Source organism: Enterococcus sp. DIV1096b, assembly GCF_050498765.1.
Taxonomy (GTDB): domain Bacteria; phylum Bacillota; class Bacilli; order Lactobacillales; family Enterococcaceae; genus Enterococcus_D; species Enterococcus_D entomosocium.
Genome location: NZ_JBMHEK010000001.1, coordinates 1,561,279 through 1,580,532, shown reverse-complemented (window position 1 = coordinate 1,580,532; position 19,254 = coordinate 1,561,279). Strand labels below are relative to the sequence as shown.

At 42.6% G+C, this 19,254-nt stretch carries 15 protein-coding genes; 3 read left to right on the top strand and 12 right to left on the bottom strand.

The features are described 5' to 3' along the window. Positions 1–18: 18 nt before the first annotated feature. The 5 genes from IGJ17_RS07510 to IGJ17_RS07490 all read right to left on the bottom strand — a co-directional run bounded on the left by IGJ17_RS07510 (position 19) and on the right by IGJ17_RS07490 (position 7,457). Complete coding sequence (locus IGJ17_RS07510; protein WP_429961203.1) at positions 19–2,262, bottom strand: DNA internalization-related competence protein ComEC/Rec2; 2,244 nt, start codon at positions 2,260–2,262, stop codon at positions 19–21. Next, positions 2,234–2,731 carry a ComE operon protein 2 gene (locus IGJ17_RS07505; RefSeq protein ID WP_086299489.1) on the bottom strand — a complete coding sequence of 166 codons (498 nt, stop codon included), beginning with the start codon at positions 2,729–2,731 and terminating at the stop codon, positions 2,234–2,236. The genes IGJ17_RS07510 and IGJ17_RS07505 overlap by 29 nt, the downstream gene beginning before the upstream one ends. A 93-nt stretch (positions 2,732–2,824) precedes the next feature. After that, positions 2,825–3,466, bottom strand: coding sequence for a helix-hairpin-helix domain-containing protein (locus IGJ17_RS07500; protein WP_016613381.1), 642 nt, complete (start codon positions 3,464–3,466; stop codon positions 2,825–2,827). A gap of 87 nt (positions 3,467–3,553) precedes the next feature. Beyond that, a complete protein-coding gene (locus IGJ17_RS07495) occupies positions 3,554–6,148 on the bottom strand; it encodes a family 78 glycoside hydrolase catalytic domain (protein WP_429961202.1) in 2,595 nt (864 codons plus the stop codon). Positions 6,149–6,167: 19 nt separating this feature from the next. After that, positions 6,168–7,457 (bottom strand): PTS sugar transporter subunit IIC, encoded by a 1,290-nt coding sequence (locus IGJ17_RS07490; RefSeq protein WP_429961201.1) that lies wholly within the window; start codon positions 7,455–7,457, stop codon positions 6,168–6,170. Positions 7,458–7,624: 167 nt separating this feature from the next. On the opposite strand from IGJ17_RS07490, the gene IGJ17_RS07485 reads away from it, so the two are divergent. After that, positions 7,625–8,650 (top strand): AraC family transcriptional regulator, encoded by a 1,026-nt coding sequence (locus tag IGJ17_RS07485; protein WP_429961200.1) that lies wholly within the window; start codon positions 7,625–7,627, stop codon positions 8,648–8,650. A gap of 118 nt (positions 8,651–8,768) precedes the next feature. Here IGJ17_RS07485 and IGJ17_RS07480 read toward each other — a convergent pair whose 3' ends face one another. Then, positions 8,769–9,809 (bottom strand): CAP domain-containing protein, encoded by a 1,041-nt coding sequence (locus IGJ17_RS07480; protein WP_429961199.1) that lies wholly within the window; start codon positions 9,807–9,809, stop codon positions 8,769–8,771. Between the two features lie 196 nt (positions 9,810–10,005). Beyond that, positions 10,006–11,805: a penicillin-binding transpeptidase domain-containing protein gene (locus IGJ17_RS07475; RefSeq protein WP_086299495.1), complete on the bottom strand. Its 1,800-nt coding sequence runs from the start codon at positions 11,803–11,805 to the stop codon at positions 10,006–10,008. A 170-nt stretch (positions 11,806–11,975) separates the two neighbouring features. Here IGJ17_RS07475 and IGJ17_RS07470 point away from each other — a divergent pair, with 170 nt between their 5' ends. Next, positions 11,976–12,644, top strand: a complete 669-nt coding sequence (locus IGJ17_RS07470) for a response regulator transcription factor (RefSeq protein WP_005236299.1) — start codon at positions 11,976–11,978, stop codon at positions 12,642–12,644. After that, complete coding sequence (locus IGJ17_RS07465; RefSeq protein WP_016620842.1) at positions 12,634–14,076, top strand: HAMP domain-containing sensor histidine kinase; 1,443 nt, start codon at positions 12,634–12,636, stop codon at positions 14,074–14,076. The genes IGJ17_RS07470 and IGJ17_RS07465 overlap by 11 nt, the downstream gene beginning before the upstream one ends. Before the next feature lie 72 nt (positions 14,077–14,148). On the opposite strand, the gene IGJ17_RS07460 is transcribed toward IGJ17_RS07465, so the two are convergent. From IGJ17_RS07460 to IGJ17_RS07440, 5 genes are all read right to left on the bottom strand, one after another. After that, a complete protein-coding gene (locus tag IGJ17_RS07460) occupies positions 14,149–14,766 on the bottom strand; it encodes an HAD-IA family hydrolase (RefSeq protein ID WP_400450261.1) in 618 nt (205 codons plus the stop codon). Positions 14,767–14,983: 217 nt separating this feature from the next. Beyond that, positions 14,984–16,576 (bottom strand): TPM domain-containing protein, encoded by a 1,593-nt coding sequence (locus tag IGJ17_RS07455; protein ID WP_429961198.1) that lies wholly within the window; start codon positions 16,574–16,576, stop codon positions 14,984–14,986. Between the two features lie 140 nt (positions 16,577–16,716). Further along, positions 16,717–18,066 (bottom strand): PFL family protein, encoded by a 1,350-nt coding sequence (locus tag IGJ17_RS07450; protein WP_008381372.1) that lies wholly within the window; start codon positions 18,064–18,066, stop codon positions 16,717–16,719. 8 nt (positions 18,067–18,074) lie between these two features. Next, positions 18,075–18,341, bottom strand: a complete 267-nt coding sequence (locus IGJ17_RS07445; RefSeq protein WP_005236306.1) for an ACT domain-containing protein — start codon at positions 18,339–18,341, stop codon at positions 18,075–18,077. A gap of 103 nt (positions 18,342–18,444) precedes the next feature. Beyond that, positions 18,445–19,107, bottom strand: a complete 663-nt coding sequence (locus tag IGJ17_RS07440; RefSeq protein ID WP_429961197.1) for a 2,3-bisphosphoglycerate-dependent phosphoglycerate mutase — start codon at positions 19,105–19,107, stop codon at positions 18,445–18,447. Positions 19,108–19,254 lie beyond the last annotated feature (147 nt).

Below are 19,254 nucleotides of genomic sequence, written 5' to 3'. Positions count from 1 at the left end.
TTCATTCTTATCCTACCATTAGTCAATCGGATAGTCTAGCAGCGTTTTTATCAAAAATGATTGTTGTTTTTCAGACCAAATAAATTGGATCATGCCTTGCTGATCGGTTCGCAAAACGGTCTGATTTACCAACGTTTCAAGCACCTCTTCATGAGGATGCCCGTACCGATTGTTCCGTCCACTTGAAACGATCCCGAATTGGGGATCGATTGCCGCAACAAACTCAGGTGCCGTCGAGGTTCGACTGCCATGATGCCCTAGTTTCAATACATCAACTTTAAGATTCGGATAATCATGAATCAACTTTTTTTCCCCTGCTTGTTCGAGATCGCCAGTAAATAAAAATGTTTTATCCCCTACCTTGGTTTTAATCACCAGCGAATCTTCGTTTTGCCCTGCACCTGATTCTGGTGCCAATACTTGCAACTGAAGGAAATCACCCACTACTTGGCCAACCGTCGTCCAAACAACGCTTGTCTGCTTAGGCAGTTCGTTTAAAAGCTTGGCGATGCGGTGATCTTGTTCACTTCCTGGTACGAGATATAACGTTTCAACGGGGATCGCCTTCATCAAGGCTAGTGCGTCCCCCATATGGTCCGTGTCCCCATGAGTTAGAAACAAACCAGTAATCTTACTGACTCCCTCCCCTTTCAGAAAAGGAATCAATGTAGATTCCGCGGCAGCTTGTCGTTTGCGCTCTTGCCAGTTTTCTTTCGGAAAAGACAGTGAACCTCCAGTATCGATCACATAAACTTCGCGATTTTTTTCTGCCTGCAAAACGATACTATCGCCTTGACCAACATCGACATAACTAATGGTGGATAAAACGCGATTCTGCTGAAAGACGATTGGTACAACAAGCGAAAAACAGATCACCAGCAGCCACCTTTTCTTTTGGTAAAAGAGCATGCTGAACAAACAACAACTGCCAGCCAATCCTGCAGGAACGGCACCCACCGTTATCGATACGCCTCCTACAGCGCCCACGACAACTTCCATAAGCAGCAAAAGCCCTTCAAAAAGTGCAATCAGCCCACTGATGGTTGGAAAAAGAGTCCCAGTAACGAACATTAAGAAACAGGCTGGCAGCAAAACCATTTGAAAAAATGGTAAAAAGACAAACGTCAAAAAGCCCCCAAATAATGGGAATTCATAAAAGAGCGAGGCAATGACAGGCGCAGCCAGCACCGTGAGGAACTGACAGCGCCAAAACCACGTCAATCCGATTGGTCGCTGCATTACTATCAAGAAGGTCATCAAAAGACTTAGTTGCCCCGATGTTTGAAGCAATACTTTGGGATCAACGAATAAAAGAGCCGTTAAGACGATCCCATAATGATCACTTGCCGATAGCCGTTGTTGATAAAGAGTGGTCACTTGAGTAACCGACAATGCCAAGACAGCACGCCAGACACTAATGCCGCCGCCACAAATCCCAATTACGACCAAGAAAAAGACCCCCATTGGCAACAGCATTTCTTTTTGCGTAAACCCCAATCGGCAGAAGCATCCGCGAAACCATTTGAAAAATAAGACAACATGCATTCCTGAGATCGTAAAAAAATGCAATAAGCCACTCGCACGATACATTTGACGTACTTCTTGAAAGCCATGGTCTTTAAAACCAAAGAGCAACGCATTGATATAGGCAGCTGAGCGTTCAGGAAAGATTCGTTGAACAGAAGAAATAACATCTGCTCGAACTTTTGCAAGTGAAAAGCCTGCATCTGCTTCTTTCATCCCTACCATTTGCTCGATATGGACTGTGCCAATAATTGATCGACTAGCTAGATAAGCAGAATAGTCAAATCCATGGCGGTTTCGTGGTTTTTCAGGAAGAGAAAAAAATCCTTTCACCAGCAGCTTTCTCCCCCAATCGGATCGATTCTGCCATTGCTGTTTTTCAGTCTCTGAAGAAATTGTGTAACGGCCAATCACTTTACCTGCAGAGGATTTTGCTTCAAATGTAAGTAGATCGCCATTGATTTTGATCGTGTCTGGCAGCACATTGACTACCCCTTGATACTCACCTTCTTGTATGTTCCCAGTCCGAGAAAGAGAAACGCGGACACTTAACAGCAACAGTCCGACAAAACAAATCATGCACAAAAATGCTTGTCGTTTTAAGACAAGCATCCCGAAATAATAAAGTGCAATGAGTCCCAGTAAGATGGACTGCCGATAGTAAGCAGTCACCGAACAAGCAAAAATAATACTAAGAAATAAAAATGAATCAGTTCTCTTTTGTTGGTTGTGCATCATTCAGCACACCAAATGAAAGTTTTTCAAAATACACCGGATCGAGTTCAACTTGGTGGACGGAAGCACCTACTTGTTGAATCAATTCCATTGCATACTGATTGTTGCGATAGTCATTCAAATAATGGATCTTTTTGACCCCTGCTTGCAAAATTGCTTTCGTACAGGGAAGACAGGGAAAATGCGTCACATAGATTTCCGCATTGTCTGTTGATACCCCTAATTTTGCACATTGCAATAAGGCATTCATTTCTGCATGAATCGTCCGAATACAATGGTCATCGACAACATAACAGCCATCGTCAATGCAGTGTACATCGCCACTGACGGACCCGTTGTAGCCTCCAGCGATGATTCGGCGATCTTTGACTAATGTAGCGCCGACTTCAAGTCGGGAACACGTACTGCGTAAAGACAGTAATACAGCTTGTGCCATAAAATACTGGTCCCATGGGATTCTCGTATTGCTCATTCGTTTGCTCCTTTGTCATTGATTAGTTCTATTCTAATCGAATTTCTTGAATTTTCAACCGTCATTTCTTAGTATTTCTTACATTTATTTGGTTCAGTCCGCCACTGTAATCATCTCTTTCAAGGACTCAAAGGTCTTCTCTCCGATGCCTGTGATCTTTTTTAGGTCATCAATCTGTTTAAAAAAGCCATATTCTTCTCGGTAAGCGATGATTGCTTCTGCTTTTTTGGCACCCACACCTGGCAGTTCTTGCAGTTGCTGCGCATTGGCTTGATTCAGATTGATTTGTGTCACTGCTGTTTGGCTGCCACCTACTCCTGAAGCATTCATCTCCATAAACGCTTGATCCTCTTTATGAGGGACGATCACCATCTGTTGATCTTGCAGCACTTGTGCTAAGTTTATGGCTGTTTCTAACGCCTCTTCTGTCAGACCACCTGCTTGTTCGATCAATTCATACATCCGCGCACCTGATTTCAAGCGATAAATTCCCGGTTGGTGCACTTCCCCTTTGACATCTATAACGATCTCATACTCTTCATCGTGAAGACTATCTTCTTGAAGGGCTCCACCTTTCCCCATTTCAGACGATTGACCTGCTGCATCTGCCATTGAATGCCAGTTTGTTTCTTTTTTTTGCGAGAACGGTACAAACCAGATGATCAGCAATACCATCAAAACAGCACCACCAACTGCCAATCGCCAATAGTCTTTGAACAGCTTCCATCGATCCATTTTCACCACCTCATAGATGAAATACGCAAAAGATAGTAAACAACAGAAAAAAAGTCAACACTTTCCACGTGTCGACTTTTTCACTAGCTAAGTAGTAATCGTATATAGGCAGGAAACTTTTTTTCGCCCCCCCTCATCCTCTATTTTCTCACTGACTATTCTAAAACCTTTCATCTGACTGATTTCATAGCCACATGTTCGTGGCAACTCCACCGTTAAGCGAACGGTACGATCAGTCTTTTCCCAGCTTAAAGCTACTAAACCAAACGTACTTTGTAAGGAGCCTTTGACATGGGCTATAGGTACATCGAAGGCTGGTTGTATCAGTATCCCAGCGCTTGTCACCTGAATGCCTAATAAATGACGGACAAACCAATACCCATAAGAAGCAAACATGGCATGATTCAACGAACCCTCGTAAGTGGCTGAATGTTGCGGCGTTGGAAAATGTTCCATCAAAGTGCCGTTTCCGCTTGCCAGCATTGCTGCATAACTAGGCGCAGATTTCCTCGTTAACCAATCAAAAATAATATCATTATAGCCAGCTTCAGCCAGCAACTGATAACTCCATGCCATCCCGAAGATGCCGAAAGAGAAAATACCCTCTTGCTGCTTGATCCGTTGTACTAGTTTTGGCAATATTCGTTTTTTCTCACTGAGTCCTGTCTTCATTGCAAAGATCATGCTAGACAAGGTGCCCGCACCGTATTGCTCATTTTCTTTAGAAAACTTCTGTTTGATTTGCAGTGTCGTGTACTGGATCGCTGCTGTCACTCGCTGACAATAGTCCTCTTTACCAATGATCCTCAAGTCGATCAATTCTTGGTAACGCTGTAGTAAAAGTAGATACATGCAGGCAGAGCAAAAGGACTGATCTGGCGAAGTAATAACCCCGTTTTGCTGAGTTTCATCAATTGCTCCCCAATCGCCGAGACAGCACTGGGCGATATAATCAAAATCAAAAGCGAGTAAATAGTTGAGATGCCTTTCCAACTGTGGACGCAGCTTGGCAACCGCTGCTTGTTTTCCATAGGTCTTCACCAAGGCCAAAGCAAGCTCTGAAACTACCAATTGCCACCCTAACGCACCACCACCATTTGATGGACCATTTGTCATGATTCCTACAAATGGCGCAGTTGCAGTCATTGCACCATCCGATCGTTGGTCGTTGGCAAAATCCCACAACACTTTTTCCAACAACGGCTCAATCGCCAGATCTGCCATCTGCGTTGGTAGTAACGCAACGATGTCCCCACCATAACCAAAGCGCTCACGAGTGCAGTCCTCAAAATAAGAGTGGATGTTGTTCAACCGCGTGGCTTGTCCAACCGCCCATAACTGATCCAAGAAAGGATCGGAGGTTTCAAGTGTCACCAACGATTTCACATCCGTATGCAAGCGATAGGCTTTGATTGCTCCTACAATCGCTTGAAGGTTGTCAGCAGGTTTCCTCTCGATCAACGCATAGCGAAAGGAATGATACGTGTAGCGGTTTTCAAAAACGAACGTCTTCGCTGCCGTTTTCTCAATGATGTCTCGTTGAACGATAGGATCATCTGGCTGCTTCCCTTCATAGGGATCGTAGACGCCATAAGTTCCACTGATCGTAGACGTATAATCAGGGTTGCCTTGCTCGTCTAATGTTTCTGCATAGCTGATTCTGATCTGACCAATGAAATCTTCCTCAAGAGTACAAGCAAATTGACCGCTGATGATTTGACCGAAGTCAATGAGCAGTCCCGCTGCAGTTTCGGTCATTTTTTGGGGAACGATCGATTGTGTGCGCTTGATTTTTGGAATAAAGCTTGGCTTAAAACGTCCCGCGGGTCCAGCAATTTGTACCGTTTTTCCTTCTGGACGAGGATCAGGTACATCGGTAACGATTTCTCCTATATAAAGATTGTTTTGCAAATAAGGCCCAAAACTACTTTGCCACTGATTGTCTGAGTAAATGTAACGATTCTCTCCTCCATCATTTAACTGAAGCTCCCCCCAGAAACAGGGTTTGCCGATCGCTAGTTGTTTGCGGATGTTATACCGACCTAAAATCTCAATCGGAGCAGGGTTGTACCAGCCATTCGCAAGTTCAACTTCGATCCGATTGTCTCCCTCCTGTAAAAAATCAGTTAACTCATAAGTATCATAGTAGACGACTCGATCATAGTTCGTTACATCACTGTTTAAATAAACATCTGATACCGTTTTTCCATTAACTGACAAGCGATAAAAACCAAGCCCGCAGCAATCAATCACTGCATAGGAAGGACACTTTTCCAGTGTGAAAGAGCGAGACAAGCAGCTATTTTTCTCTTCTGAAAAGTAAAATCGTTCTTTTTTAATGGGATCATCTAAGCGAGTGATCCACTTGCCCATGGTTTCTTTAGGTTTCTCACGCTTTGCTATCGTGAAAAACACACTACTGTAACTGGTGACATCGTTTCCTGCTCCGGCGGTCAATTTGACTTGATATTTTTTTCGCTGCGGATGCTGTGGCAAGTGGACCGCCATTTTATTCTCAGAAGCGGCTATGTTGGAAACGTCATACACTGCTTGCTGCTGTTCATTGAAAATTTGCAATCGGTAGCCTTGGTGATTGGTCATCGGCCATTCAATAAGGATCGGATCATTTAAATCCACTGTTAATGGCTTTGTCATTCCGTTGATGGTTATCGTTTCTTTCATAAGCTGCTCCTTTCGTGGGTTATTGTGCTTCTTCAACACAGATCTGCTTATCAGCAACTTTGATAAATGGCAACCAAATCATCGTTGCGATCACGATCAAGACGATTTGTAACAATGCGCCCATGATACTACCAGTGACAAAATAGCCGCTAATGATCGGCGGAGTCGTCCACGGAATTTGCGCAAGCCCAGTTGGGATCGGGACTAGCCCGAAATAAAAAGCAAAGTAAGCGACGATCGTTGTGACGGCATTTGCAAAAACAAAAGGAATGATAAAACTGAAATTCAGCATCAACGGTATCCCGAACAACGCTGGTTCACCGATATTGAAAATATAAGGAACACTAGCAATTTTTCCAACCTCTTTGTACTGTTTACTTTTTGCTACGATCAAAATAGCAATGATCGCACCAACGACGCCAATCGAAGCAAAATGATTCCGAAAACTCATACTGATAATATTCGTTGGAATCTCTCCCGCCACTGATGCCACACGATTTTGGTCTTCAAGGACTTGATGGATTGGGTCCATCACTGCTTGAATGATCGAGGTTCCATGAAGGCCAAAAAACCACAGGAATTGCTCGAAAATTTTCACAACGACCATTCCTGCTAGGGAGCCACCTAACATAGTTAATGGAATCCCGAGGGTCCCATTGATCAACGTCATGGCATCACTATTAAATAAGGCTTCGATGATGAGCCGGATGACCCAAATCGTCGTGATGACAAGAAAAGATGGAATCACCGATTCGAATGGTCCAGAAACAGCTGGTGGAACTGCTGCAGGCATTTTGATTTTGATTCCTTTACCTTCAATCTTTTTATACAGAACAGTACTAAAAATACCGACAATGATCGCTAAAAACATTGATTGGGCACTAACACGGGTGATATCTAAAAAGGTCCCTGCTTCCATTGCATCCAACGGTGTTAATAGTAAAAAGGAAACAAAAGCAGTTAAGACACATTGTAAAACATTTGTTTCAAGTTTTTCTGCAAGTGATTTTGCGAGGGAAATGACAACTAGCAAACCACCGATTGCGAGTGTGGCATTGTTGACATAGAGCAATTTCTCTTGCCAGACACTAGCATCTTCTGTTCGCAACACCATAGTAATAAAATCGGTCACTTGTTGGATCGGAAAAAAAGCAATAATTAAAAAGATCGACGCAATAAAGGTGAATGGCATGTAAGCTAACATTGCATCCCTAACTGAAGTAATATAAATATTCCCATTAACTTTACTTGCAAATGGACCAAGGGTACTTTGGATCTTATTCCCTAATGATGGTTTGTCGTGGTTCATGGTGATTCCCCATTTCTTTCGAATTTGCTGGTACTATTGACTATTATTATCATCCGGATTATGATAATTGATAACGCTATCATACAAGTATTATATACTATCTCTACCTGTCTTCAATGACGATACTCTACTATTTCATTGACTATTTTTTACCTAAGGAGAAAGCGATGGATAAACAGAACATTCTGCAGCAGTTACAACAATTGACGACTACCGAAGAAATAGCCCTTAAAAAGACGCAATCTCTTCCATACAATTATGAGGATTTTAAGAAAGTCTACACTGAAAAAAATGAGCCAATCTACCAATATACATTCGAAAAACACCTTTCTCGTCTCATACGGAAACGGCCGCAAGATAGCGGATTTCTTAAGACAAGCCAGCTCTTGATTTTAAAACATGCACGCTTTTCTTCTACGCCACTACATCAGCATGATTTTATCGAAATGAATTATGTTTTTTCTGGAACAGTCACGATTATGATCAATGAGAGAAAAGTGATCCTAAAAGCAGGTGACTTTTGCTTACTAGATACAGGGGTGATCCACCAAATTATCGAAACAAATCAAGACGACATTGTTATTAACTTTTTAATCAGCAAAGAGTACTTTTCCACCCAGATGCTCAGTCGGTTGGCATCCAATAGCATGATCGCCGATTTTGCCATCAATGCGTTATCTGAAAGCCAAAAGCACAATCAATACCTAGTGTTTGAAACGAGTAACAACGACTATTTGATTGATGCGATTTTTGGGGTCTTGGCCCAGTTCTTCAATCCCTCCTTCGGTTCTCATGAGGTCATCCATTCCTATATGATCATTATTTTTTCCGAACTCGTTCGTAACTTCCAGGAAAAACAACGGATCGAGTCGCAAAAAAGTGACCAACTGTACCTCGGAGAATTGTTGGACTATCTGGAGAAACATTTCGCTACTTGCACACTAGCTTCGGTTGCGGAGGCATTTGGCTACAACCCGAGCTATTTGAGTCGCCGTATCAGTCAGCAGCTTGGTCGATCCTTTGTGACGATCCTTCAAGAATTAAAACTCAATCAAGCCAGTTTATTGTTGAGAAGCTCTTCTCTGCCTGTGGAACAAATCGCACACCAAGTCGGCTATAAAAATGTCTCATTCTTCTATAAGCTGTTTCAAAAGAAGTATCAGTGCTCTCCTCATGCCTACCGTCAAAACTAAACAATACTGCTGCACACCATTTTATCGACATAAAAACACTACTCACTTGATGCTGCTAACGCAGCAATCTCAAATGAGCAGTGTTTTTTAACTAATCAGTTTCAAGCAATTCAGGAATTTACGACGTCGATCCTCGGTGATACAACGTTGTATAATATGGCTGTTCGCTGGTATCGATCGCAATACCGATCCCGAGAAATTGATACTCATCGTTTAGAATCGTTGCCCGATGTCCCTCTGAATTCATTAAACCTTGATGGGCGTAAATACTGCTGGCTTGGCCAAATGCCAAATTCTCCCCTGCAGCAGTGAAGCTGATCCCGTCTTCTTGCATCCGATCAAATGGAGTCGATCCATCTAACCCAATATGGTCAAAGTATCGATGTTCTGCCATATCTTGGCTATGCTTGACGGCAGTCTCACTGGTTGCTTCACTGAATCCAAGGGGCGACAAACCAAATTTCACTCGGGTGGCATTCGTTAATTCAAATAACTGTGTTCGTAAGCCGCTTAAAATGGCAGCTTGATTTTGGCGAAAATCATTCGCATGGCGTGTTTCTAGCGAGCGATTGATGATTTGAATCGCAGTCACTGTATCTTCGGCATGAACATCATAGAAAAAAGTAATCAATTGGTCGTCTTGTAAGAACAGATCATAGTCGGCATCAGAATCGATGCGATACCGTCTTGATCCTCGTTGTAGACTTTCTTGGCGCGTACCCATCTGATTACGAACGCTTGCTTTTGAAGACCCGATACCTAGCGTGTCATCGATAAGAATCGTGTCTTGATTCGTATAGATCCCTTGCGCAATATCATGTTCATCGTACATCACCATCATGAAGTTACGAAAATCATCGTGATAGGAAGTCCAGTTCAGTCCATACCTATTCGCTGATTCATTGATCGCTTCTCCAAAGGTTTCTTCGATCACTTGTCGTGATTCATTATATAAATATGTCTGGGCAGGTGTTTCTGCCGATGGCCCGGCTGAAGTGTCTTGTGAAGGAGAAAATTGGGACGAGAGAGATTGAGTGATCTCGTTGAGTCGAGCATCCCGAAATGCCAAGCGCCCGTCTTGCCATGTAATCATCTGGCTTACAAAATAAAGAAGCCCGATGAGAAAAATGCTTTTGATTAAGAATTTTATTTTTTTCATATGACACCTCCGTCAATGAATCATTATGTGTTAGCTGTAGCGCGATCGTTTATCCACTCATTCATCCCTAGATTGGATCGCTGATAACCCGTCCTGCCTTTTCTAAAGACTATCATTCCTGTGGAAAATTGACCAGCTGCAGCATGAAACTTCTTAGATGGTCTATGTCTTTTTAAGCTCCTGTTAAGAAACTTTTTTACTCACGAAAACTTTGCAGCGCCATCGAACGCTCCATCAAAGGATTGGCAATTTTAGCTAAGGTATGACGATCGTATTCTTCTGGTCGCTTGATAGTGAGGTAAAGAATAAACTGTGGATCATCCGTTGGATAGATCGAGACCGCCGAATAAATATAATCAAACTCTCCTGTCATGTAACCTTGACCATTCTCATTGGCGATCTGAGCAGTCCCAGTTTTGACAGAAATCTCATGGTTCGTCAGTTGGTATACATCATAAGCGGTTCCATAGCGTTCATCCGTCACTACATCGGTCATGTATTCCAATACAGCATCAGCCGCTGTTTGTGAAATAGGCTGAGAAACGACTTCTGGAAAAACTTGGGTCTCTTCTCCCACTTGCCGAATCAATTGCGGACGAATCATCTCGCCACCATTGGCAAATGCGCTAAATAACTGCATCATCTGCATCTGATTGACCCCAATCGCATGGCCATAAGAACTCATGGCATAATCCACCCGATTTCTTGAAGGTAAGATACCAGGCACCTCACCGGGAAGCTCACTTCCTGTAACTTTCCCTAGTCCAAAATCAGTTAAATACTGCGCCCATGCATCAAAACCGATCCGTTGCTGAAGTCGAACCATCCCAGTGTTGCTTGACCAAGCTAACGCTTGTCGCATCGTCAACTCACCATTTGCTCCTGAGTCGTGGTCGTTGATGATTCGATCTTCAATCTGCATACTCACAGGATTGTAGCGTTCCGTCGGATCAAAAACACCTTCATCAATCGCTGCCGCAACGGTTGCCAGCTTCAAGGTCGAACCTGGTTCATACATCTCTTCCGTAAAAAGATTACGCCAAATAAAGTGCTCATCCGCAATTCCTTCTTGGGTCTCTGGATGAAAACTAGGTCTTTGAGCCATCGTTAAAATCTCTCCAGTTTTCGCATCCATTAATAAAGCCGTCAGATTCTCTGGTCGTGTTTGTTCCATAACTTCATCCATCACTGATTCAGTGAATAACTGCAGATGAGCATCTAATGTCGTCCAAACATCGTTCCCATCTACGCCTTCTTCTACCATTTGATTGGTTGCAGGAACAGGATTCCCTGAAGCATTGACTTGAAAAGACTCTCGCCCATTTTGATTCTTCAAAAAGTCGTTCAGTACATATTCTAATCCAGAAACTCCGACTCGAATTTCATCATCATCTGACGTTGTCCCTATCAAATGTGAAGAAAAGATGCCATTCGGATAGCTGCGACTTGAACGAGCATCGAAATAGATACCATTGATTCCAGCTGCATCAAACGCCGCTTCGATTTGATTTCGAGTGGTCACACTTAGACCACTGCCAACATTGCCAAATTCCACTTGAAAGACAGGCGGGTCTATTTGATTCGCACCGTCTGTCAAGATAGACAAAACTTGCTCGTTAGAAATAGGTAAATACTCCGAAAGAATCGTTGCGGTCTCCTCAAAGCGCGCTCTGTCTAAATACATGGGTCGTCCATTATCAATGTAATCTTCAGAAAGAACCGCTCGAACAGTATAGGAAAGAATATCCTGTGCGATCACTGTCCCCTGCCGATCAAAAATTGCCCCTCGACTTGTTTCGATGGATCGTGAACTATAATACAAATTTTCTATTCTTTCAGACAAAGAGACGCCAGCAATCACGCCGACTTGAACAATGTAAATCAAACGTGCAGAAAACCCCATAAAAAGCGCAAGACTGATTATGTATAACCAATGACCGACTAGCTTACGATTTTTCTTCGCTTTTTTCTTTTTGACTATATGATAGTCATACATCGCCAAAGCGCCCCTTTCGATCGAATATACCTCTATAGTATTGGGTATTTGTGATGATCTTGTGAGGGAAAGAACAATTATTTTTCAAAGAGTCATTTTCCTATTAATTCAGCGATTATGCTGTGATATACTTTAAAAAATATAAATTATTTTTAAGGATGTGAATAAAATTGCAAAAAATATTGATTGTCGATGATGACACTCATATGCGTGCCCTAGTGAAAACTTATGCGGAGATCGAAGGGTATCTATGTTTTGAAGCATCAGATGGAAAAGAAACTTTGGAAAAATTAACCAATCATTCATTCGACTTGATTCTCCTAGATGTCATGATGCCGGGAAAAGATGGCTTTCAGACGCTTTCGGAAATCAGAGGTAGTTGTAACACGCCAGTCATCATGATTACCGCTCGAAAGGAAGAGTATGACAAACTCTTTGGCTTCAATCTTGGTGCCGATGATTACATCGCCAAGCCATTTAGCCCTAAAGAGCTGATGGCTCGCATCAAAGCTGTGTTGAAACGAAGTAGTCAATTTCAGTTCGAAAAGATCGTTTATGGCGATCTCGAAGTCAATGTTTTTTCTCATACTGTAACGATCAAAGGGAATCCTCTGCCGCTTACGCCAAAAGAATTCGATCTGCTGGTCTATTTGACAAAAAATAATCATATTGCTTTGAGCCGAGAATCAATTTTAGAAGGTGTCTGGGGCTTCGATTATTTCGGTGATACCAGAACAGTGGATACACACATCAAGTCCTTGCGAGAGCGTCTAGGGGATTACCGAGAGTTGATCCAAACGGTTTGGGGCGTTGGGTATAAATTTGATTATGAAGACTAGTCGGTTAGGTTTTACTTACATCAAAAGTAAATTACTCGTGCGGCTTTGGTCCGCCAATATGCTGCTGGTCATCATTGGCATTGCTTTTTTATGGACTGTTCAAATTTTGCTCTTTGAACCAAATTATATCAATGTAACGAAAGAATCACTTTTAGAAACAGTTCAGGAAACAGCTGCCGCTGTTGAAGAAATGGCAGTAGATCCAGATGATTTACCAGAAGATCCATTGCTTTTCCTCAGTAAAACGATCGTTGGGACTCTTTTTTTAGTCGACGAGTATGGCGAAATTCTGGCGGCATTTAACAATGGACAACAATTAAACATAGATGGGTTGAGCAACGAATACAGCTGGTTGTTATCTCATGCACCCACTGTCCTTAACGGTGAGAGCCTTAGTGCTGTAGAAGACTTTGAAAAGTCTTCTGCCATTCTTATTGGCGTTCCTACGACTCTTTTCCAACGCCCAGCTGCCCTTTTGCTCTCCAATACGATCACTCAAATCGAAGCGCTTCAAAGCATGAATCGACAGCAACTCTTTCTATTCACCATCATATTAACAATTTTTGCATCAACGATCTCCTTTTTTTTAGCACAGCATTTTATTCGCCCGATCAAAACCATCAAAGAAGCCATCATCCGCTTAACCAACGGAGAGCTTTATTCCGTACCCAAACTAAACCGTGGCGATGAATTAGGTACACTTTCTGAATCTGTTGCGGACTTAAGTACAGAACTTCAGCGAGTAGACGTGTTGCGAAAAGAAGTGATTGCCAATGTTTCTCATGAACTACGATCCCCCCTCGCGTTGATCACGGGTTATGGGGAGATGGTACGTGATGTTTCTGGAAGTGACGAACGCCTTCGAAAAGAACATATGGAACTAATTATCAGCGAAGCCCACCGTATGAGTGCCATGGTTGATGACATCATGGATTTCTCTATCATGCAAGCAGGCTATACACAACTTAAAAATGAAATCTGGAATACATATGAGGTGGTTTCCTCCGTCGTTGCCTACGCAAGAGGGATCGCCAATCAATATGACATCACTGTCGATTTTGAAGCAGATAGTAAGAATGGAATTGCTCTTTTTGATCGCATCAAAATGGAACAGGTTTTGCGTAATTTAATAAACAATGGCATCAACCATACACCTAAAAACGAGCGTCTTTTGATCAAATTAACGAATACATCTACAAGAACAAAAGTTGCTGTCATCAATCCCGGAAAAGATATCCCTCCAGAACAACTCGAACTCATTTGGGAAAGATACCAACGCGTCCAACATCAAGCAGGACATAAAGAAGGAACCGGCATCGGCTTAGCGATCGTGAAAACCATTTTGACTTCTCACGCCTTCGATTATGGCGCTGAGTCGAAAAATGGCGTGACTTCTTTTTGGTTTGTTGTGCCGAGACTAGAAGACCAATGAGAACCACGTTTATACCGTTCATCATAAGTAATGAATGTCTTACTTTCTTTGCACAAAAAAAGCCTTGATTTCTCAAGACTTAATGATTTCTTGTATTTCAGCCATGGATTGGACGGTATGGTCGGCGGATACATCTTTTAAGATACCTTCTATATCATAAAATATCGTCTTGACACCTGCTCCTTGTCCTGCAAAAACATCCATCGTACGATCGCCGATCATGACGGTCTGATCTTTGTCTAAATGATATTTTTCGACAAGATAAATCAATGAAGTTGGATCAGGTTTACGGGGAAAGTTGTTTTCCGGTCCTACGATCTCAACGATCAGGTCTGCCATCTGTTCTTTTTCTAACAGCTCTTTTGTTGAAACGACATCGCGGTGGGTCAAAATGTAGTTCTTGCCACCAGCAGCAACCACGGCTTCTAATGTTTCTTTGGTTCCTACAAAGGAAAACGGCAAACGATCATCCAGCGCTTCATTTGCTTTGAATGCTTTAGTGAACTCTTGAAAATCTAAGTTGTATTTTTCAGCAACTTTTTTGGAAGATGAATCTTTCAATATATAATAAATCTCCGCTGGATCTGGATCGAAGCCATACTCCTTCAATGTCTTAATAAAAGCTTTTAACATGATTGGGTAGCTGTCGTAAAGTGTTCCGTCAAAATCCCATATGTAAGATTGGTACATGATATCCCTCGTTTTCTCCCTTTTTCAAATGAATGAAACTTCCATTCATTTTCTGTAACTCTAAAAAGTTTACCACACTTTGTTTGGTTTGTCTTATTTATCAAGGGATTTCCTCCACAAGAAAAAACGCCATTGACCATACAATCCTTCCGCTTGCACAAACCTACATGCAAGCGAATGTATTGCAGAACAATGAACGTTCCTCCTTACGAAAAAATTACCAGCTCCCAGAAACACCGCCACCGCTGCTGCTTCCTCCGCTAAAACCGCCAAAATCATTCGAAGAACTTTGTGTATCGGCAATGACTTGTTCTTGATGGGACACGTGATTATTCATCATCACAAAGAACAACGCCATATTCATCCCATGCGGGTCATACTCTTGGCGAGCATTATTTAAAACTGCTGCTCGATCAGAAGCATCAAATGAGGATAATTTGTTTGCTAAATCTGGGTGATTTTGATAAACCTGTTTCAAGTCAACTTGGAACAAGGCATCTGTTTTCACTTCCGCTATAACATTAGAAACTTCTTTCGGAATGGCTTGTACCATCTCAGGATAGGTCGCTTTTTCCGTCACAAGTTGCGCTAAATAACGCCCCTGCTCATTGCGTCTTCTGATCTCTTCTTTGGCTTGCTTAGCTATTTCTGCTCGATACGCATCTGCTAAAGGCAAATTCTCAGGTAACACCGCATCAGATAAATCATAGTCTGCCATCCGTTCAGACACTTCCCTGCCTAATTGGGCTTCATAGGTTTTTAAGGTGTCATGTTGTGTAAGGATCACCTGACCGAAATGTTTGACCGTGGTTTTTTTCTTCATCAGCAAGTTTGAAAAATAAGATCCAATTGCTGGATTCGTCAAGGCATGTTGGATAACTCGTTTATCCGCAGTCGGCAATCCGGTGATCGAGCTCAATTTCGCTGGCACGTAAGTACTCGTCACATACTGCGTAAATGCTTGTTGACAATCTTTTGCTGTCTGATACTGATGGTAACGCTGATAGTTCTTTCTATTGCTAGCCCATTTCAAGAAATCTTTCTGTTGGAAGTGACTATCTTCTAACAGATGTTTCGGCAACGGCAGGTGCTCTTCAAAACGCCGTTTGGTTTTAAGATGGCGAAAACTGATGAACCCGACAAGGCCTGCAGCTGCTGCCGCTACGACACCACTGACGATTTTTCCAATAGTGAACCACATTTGCTTAGTGGCTTCTGCTTCTTGTGCCTGTTTTTCTGCTAACATTTGATTGCCATCTTGATAAATCGTCCCTAATCCAATCGTTTCATCCGCTTCTTTCATTCGCTGATAGACTTCATTAGAAGCTGCCAATATCGCTGTATCATAATCTTCATCTCGTAATGCGTCTTTGGCATCTTCATCCACTAAATCATCTTCCGATAGCTCACTGAAGACATAGGATAGTCCATCGCCATAACCCAGACGAAATTCACGATCATCAATGGCAAAGAGAAACAATAGTCCATTATTGTCCTCTGGATTTCCTAAACCATATTCATTGAACAGTTCCAAATTACGCTCTTCAATCGATTGCCCATCTAAGGAAGGGATCGTGATCACAGCATATTCTGGCGCGCCAGTCAATGATTGGAACCCCTCTTTATTCAAGGCATCGATCTGTTCGATCGTCTCTTGTGAAAGGACCCCGGCATCATCGCGAACAAATGTCTGTCCAAAGGCAATTGATGGTTGAAGGACAAAAAATCCCATCAAACCAACAAAAACCAACATCCCAAGTTGGAAGATTTTCTTCATTTTACCACCCCTTTTTATCGTGTTATCTTTCATTGTATTCGATTCCAAACAAAAAAACATCCGCCTTAGGAATGAAAAAAATAGTAACAGGACCAAAAAACCTTTAAAAGACAGCATTCTGATTAGTCTTTTAAAGGTCACTTTATCATATTTTCTTACAAAATGAACACGAGCTAGTTTTTAAATGAATGGATCGGTGCGGGAATACGGCCGCCACGCAAAATGAAATCAGTAGACTTCGCAGGATTGGTTTTCATCACTGGCGCTGTCCCTAATAACCCACCAAACTCGATGCGATCGCCGATTTCTTTGCCTTTCGCTGGAATGATTCGGACAGCTGTCGTCTTGTGGTTGATGACACCGATCGCTGCTTCATCCGCGATCATTGCGGCGATCGTCTCAGCCGAAGTATCTCCCGGAATCGCAATCATATCTAAGCCGACAGAGCAGATCGCCGTCATGGCTTCAAGTTTTTCTAAATTCAATAAACCAGCTTCTACTGCTTTGATCATTCCTGCATCTTCAGAAACGGGGATAAAAGCACCCGACAGACCACCAACATGGTTGCAGGCCATTACGCCGCCTTTTTTGACTGCATCATTTAACAATGCCAAAGCAGCTGTCGTTCCGTGGGTACCGACAGATTCTAAGCCCATTTCTTCTAAAATCAATGCCACACTATCGCCGACTGCAGGAGTTGGCGCCAGCGAAAGATCGACGATCCCGAATGGAACGCCCAAGCGCTCTGAAGCCACGCGCCCGACCAATTGCCCCATCCGCGTGATCTTGAAAGCTGTTTTTTTGACTGTTTCCGCCACGACATCAAAGGACTCGCCTTTGACTTTTTCCAAGGCACGTTTGACGACACCAGGTCCGCTGACACCGACGTTGATTTCCACATCAGCTTCACCGACCCCATGAAAAGCCCCCGCCATAAAGGGATTGTCTTCCACTGCATTCGCAAAGACGACGAGCTTCGCACAGCCCATATCTGATGCCTCAGCCGTCTTCTTGACTGTTTCTCCCATCAGACGTACTGCATCCATGTTAATCCCAGCTTTCGTTGATCCAATATTGACCGACGAACAGACAAAATTGGTTTGAGCCAAGGCTTCTGGAATCGATTCGATCAATGCAAGGTCGCCGCCTTGATAGCCTTTTTCTACTAGTGCGCTATAGCCGCCGATGAAATTTACTCCGACTTCTTGCGCCGCTCGATCCAAGGTCTTCGCAACTTTGATACAGTCTGCGGGTGTCGGCTGGCAAGCTGCCACTACGATCGCTACAGGGGTAACCGAAATCCGCTTGTTAATAATCGGAATGCCATATTCACTTTCGATCTCTTCGCCGACTTTGACAAGATCTTTCGCTTTTGTTGTAATTTTTTGAAAAATTTTCTCACAGGTACGATCAATATCGGCGTCGATACAATCCAATAATGAAATCCCCATCGTGATCGTACGAATATCTAAGTTTTCTTCTTCCACCATGCGAATGGTTTCAAGTATTTGATTTGTCTCCATAGTGCCTCCTATAATTTATGCATGGTATCAAAAATCTCTTGATTTTGAATGCTGATTTTCACACCTAATGCCTGACCTATTTGGTGAAGCTCCTCACGAACACCGTCAAAATCCTGATTGGCATCCATGTTTAAAAGCATCATCATCGTGAAGTAATCTTCCATGATCGTTTGGGACACATCTAAAATATTGATTTCTAATTCTGCTAATTTCTGGCTGACACCGGCGATGATCCCAACCTTGTCTTTTCCAATAACGGTTAATACGGCTTTCATATTCTCCCGCCTTTCATTAAATTTTTCTTATTATAGCACAACAAAACCACATTTTCGATGTAACATCAAACGAAAATGTGGTTTATTCTTTAAATGTTCGTTATTACGCCCGTTCAATCAAGTTTGCTTGGCTATCAAACTCATAAATGATCGGCTGTGCGTTAGGAATATCGATCGTATCCATGTCATCTTTGGGCACGTCCTCCAAGTATTTGACTAACGCCCGCAAACTGTTCCCATGACCAGTAATGAGAATATTCTTATGATCTTTAAGTAACGGAACCACCTGATCTTGCCAAAATGGAACCACTCGGGCCACGACCATTCCCAGATTTTCTCCCTTAGGAATCAAGCGAGGATCCAAAGAATCGTAGCGTCGATCGAAATCATTTTCCTCCACATATAAAGGCGGTTCATCATATCCTCGACGCCATTTTTGCACCTGTTCTTTTCCATATTGTGCCACCATCACATCTTTATTGACCCCAACCAGTTGCCCATAATGACGCTCGTTTAAGCGCCATGTTTTGTGTATAGGGACCCAAAGCTGATTGCTAGCTTCCAAAACGGCATCACACGTGATGATCGTTCGTTGAAGCACAGATGCAAAGGCAAAATCAAAAGTAATCCCCATTGCTTTGATCTGTTCCCCTGCTACCCATGCTTGTTGCCGGCCTTTCTCGGTCAGCGAAACATCCAGCCATCCTGTCCAATAATTTTCGAAATTTGCTTCACTTTCTCCGTGTCGAATCAATACGACCTTCATCCTACCGCCTCCTCTTCACTTTTATTATCGCAAGAAATCAAAAAAATGTCTTATGTTTCGTTTTTTTTGGCTTCTTCTGAGACCATTTTCCATTTGTTCATTCAGTGTGGTCACATTTCTTTATTATCGGTTTTTTTCAAAGTGAAA

Bases quoted from the DNA above. Each gene is read 5' to 3' on its own strand.
- IGJ17_RS07510 (WP_429961203.1), bottom strand. From the start codon at position 2,262: ATGATGCACAACCAACAAAAGAGAACTGATTCATTTTTATTTCTTAGT.
- IGJ17_RS07505 (WP_086299489.1), bottom strand. From the start codon at position 2,731: ATGAGCAATACGAGAATCCCATGGGACCAGTATTTTATGGCACAAGCT.
- IGJ17_RS07500 (WP_016613381.1), bottom strand. From the start codon at position 3,466: ATGGATCGATGGAAGCTGTTCAAAGACTATTGGCGATTGGCAGTTGGT.
- IGJ17_RS07495 (WP_429961202.1), bottom strand. From the start codon at position 6,148: ATGAAAGAAACGATAACCATCAACGGAATGACAAAGCCATTAACAGTG.
- IGJ17_RS07490 (WP_429961201.1), bottom strand. From the start codon at position 7,457: ATGAACCACGACAAACCATCATTAGGGAATAAGATCCAAAGTACCCTT.
- IGJ17_RS07485 (WP_429961200.1), top strand. From the start codon at position 7,625: ATGGATAAACAGAACATTCTGCAGCAGTTACAACAATTGACGACTACC.
- IGJ17_RS07480 (WP_429961199.1), bottom strand. From the start codon at position 9,809: ATGAAAAAAATAAAATTCTTAATCAAAAGCATTTTTCTCATCGGGCTT.
- IGJ17_RS07475 (WP_086299495.1), bottom strand. From the start codon at position 11,805: ATGTATGACTATCATATAGTCAAAAAGAAAAAAGCGAAGAAAAATCGT.
- IGJ17_RS07465 (WP_016620842.1), top strand. From the start codon at position 12,634: ATGAAGACTAGTCGGTTAGGTTTTACTTACATCAAAAGTAAATTACTC.
- IGJ17_RS07460 (WP_400450261.1), bottom strand. From the start codon at position 14,766: ATGTACCAATCTTACATATGGGATTTTGACGGAACACTTTACGACAGC.
- IGJ17_RS07455 (WP_429961198.1), bottom strand. From the start codon at position 16,576: ATGAAAGATAACACGATAAAAAGGGGTGGTAAAATGAAGAAAATCTTC.
- IGJ17_RS07450 (WP_008381372.1), bottom strand. From the start codon at position 18,066: ATGGAGACAAATCAAATACTTGAAACCATTCGCATGGTGGAAGAAGAA.
- IGJ17_RS07445 (WP_005236306.1), bottom strand. From the start codon at position 18,341: ATGAAAGCCGTATTAACCGTTATTGGAAAAGACAAGGTTGGGATCATC.
- IGJ17_RS07440 (WP_429961197.1), bottom strand. From the start codon at position 19,107: ATGAAGGTCGTATTGATTCGACACGGAGAAAGTGAAGCAAATTTCGAA.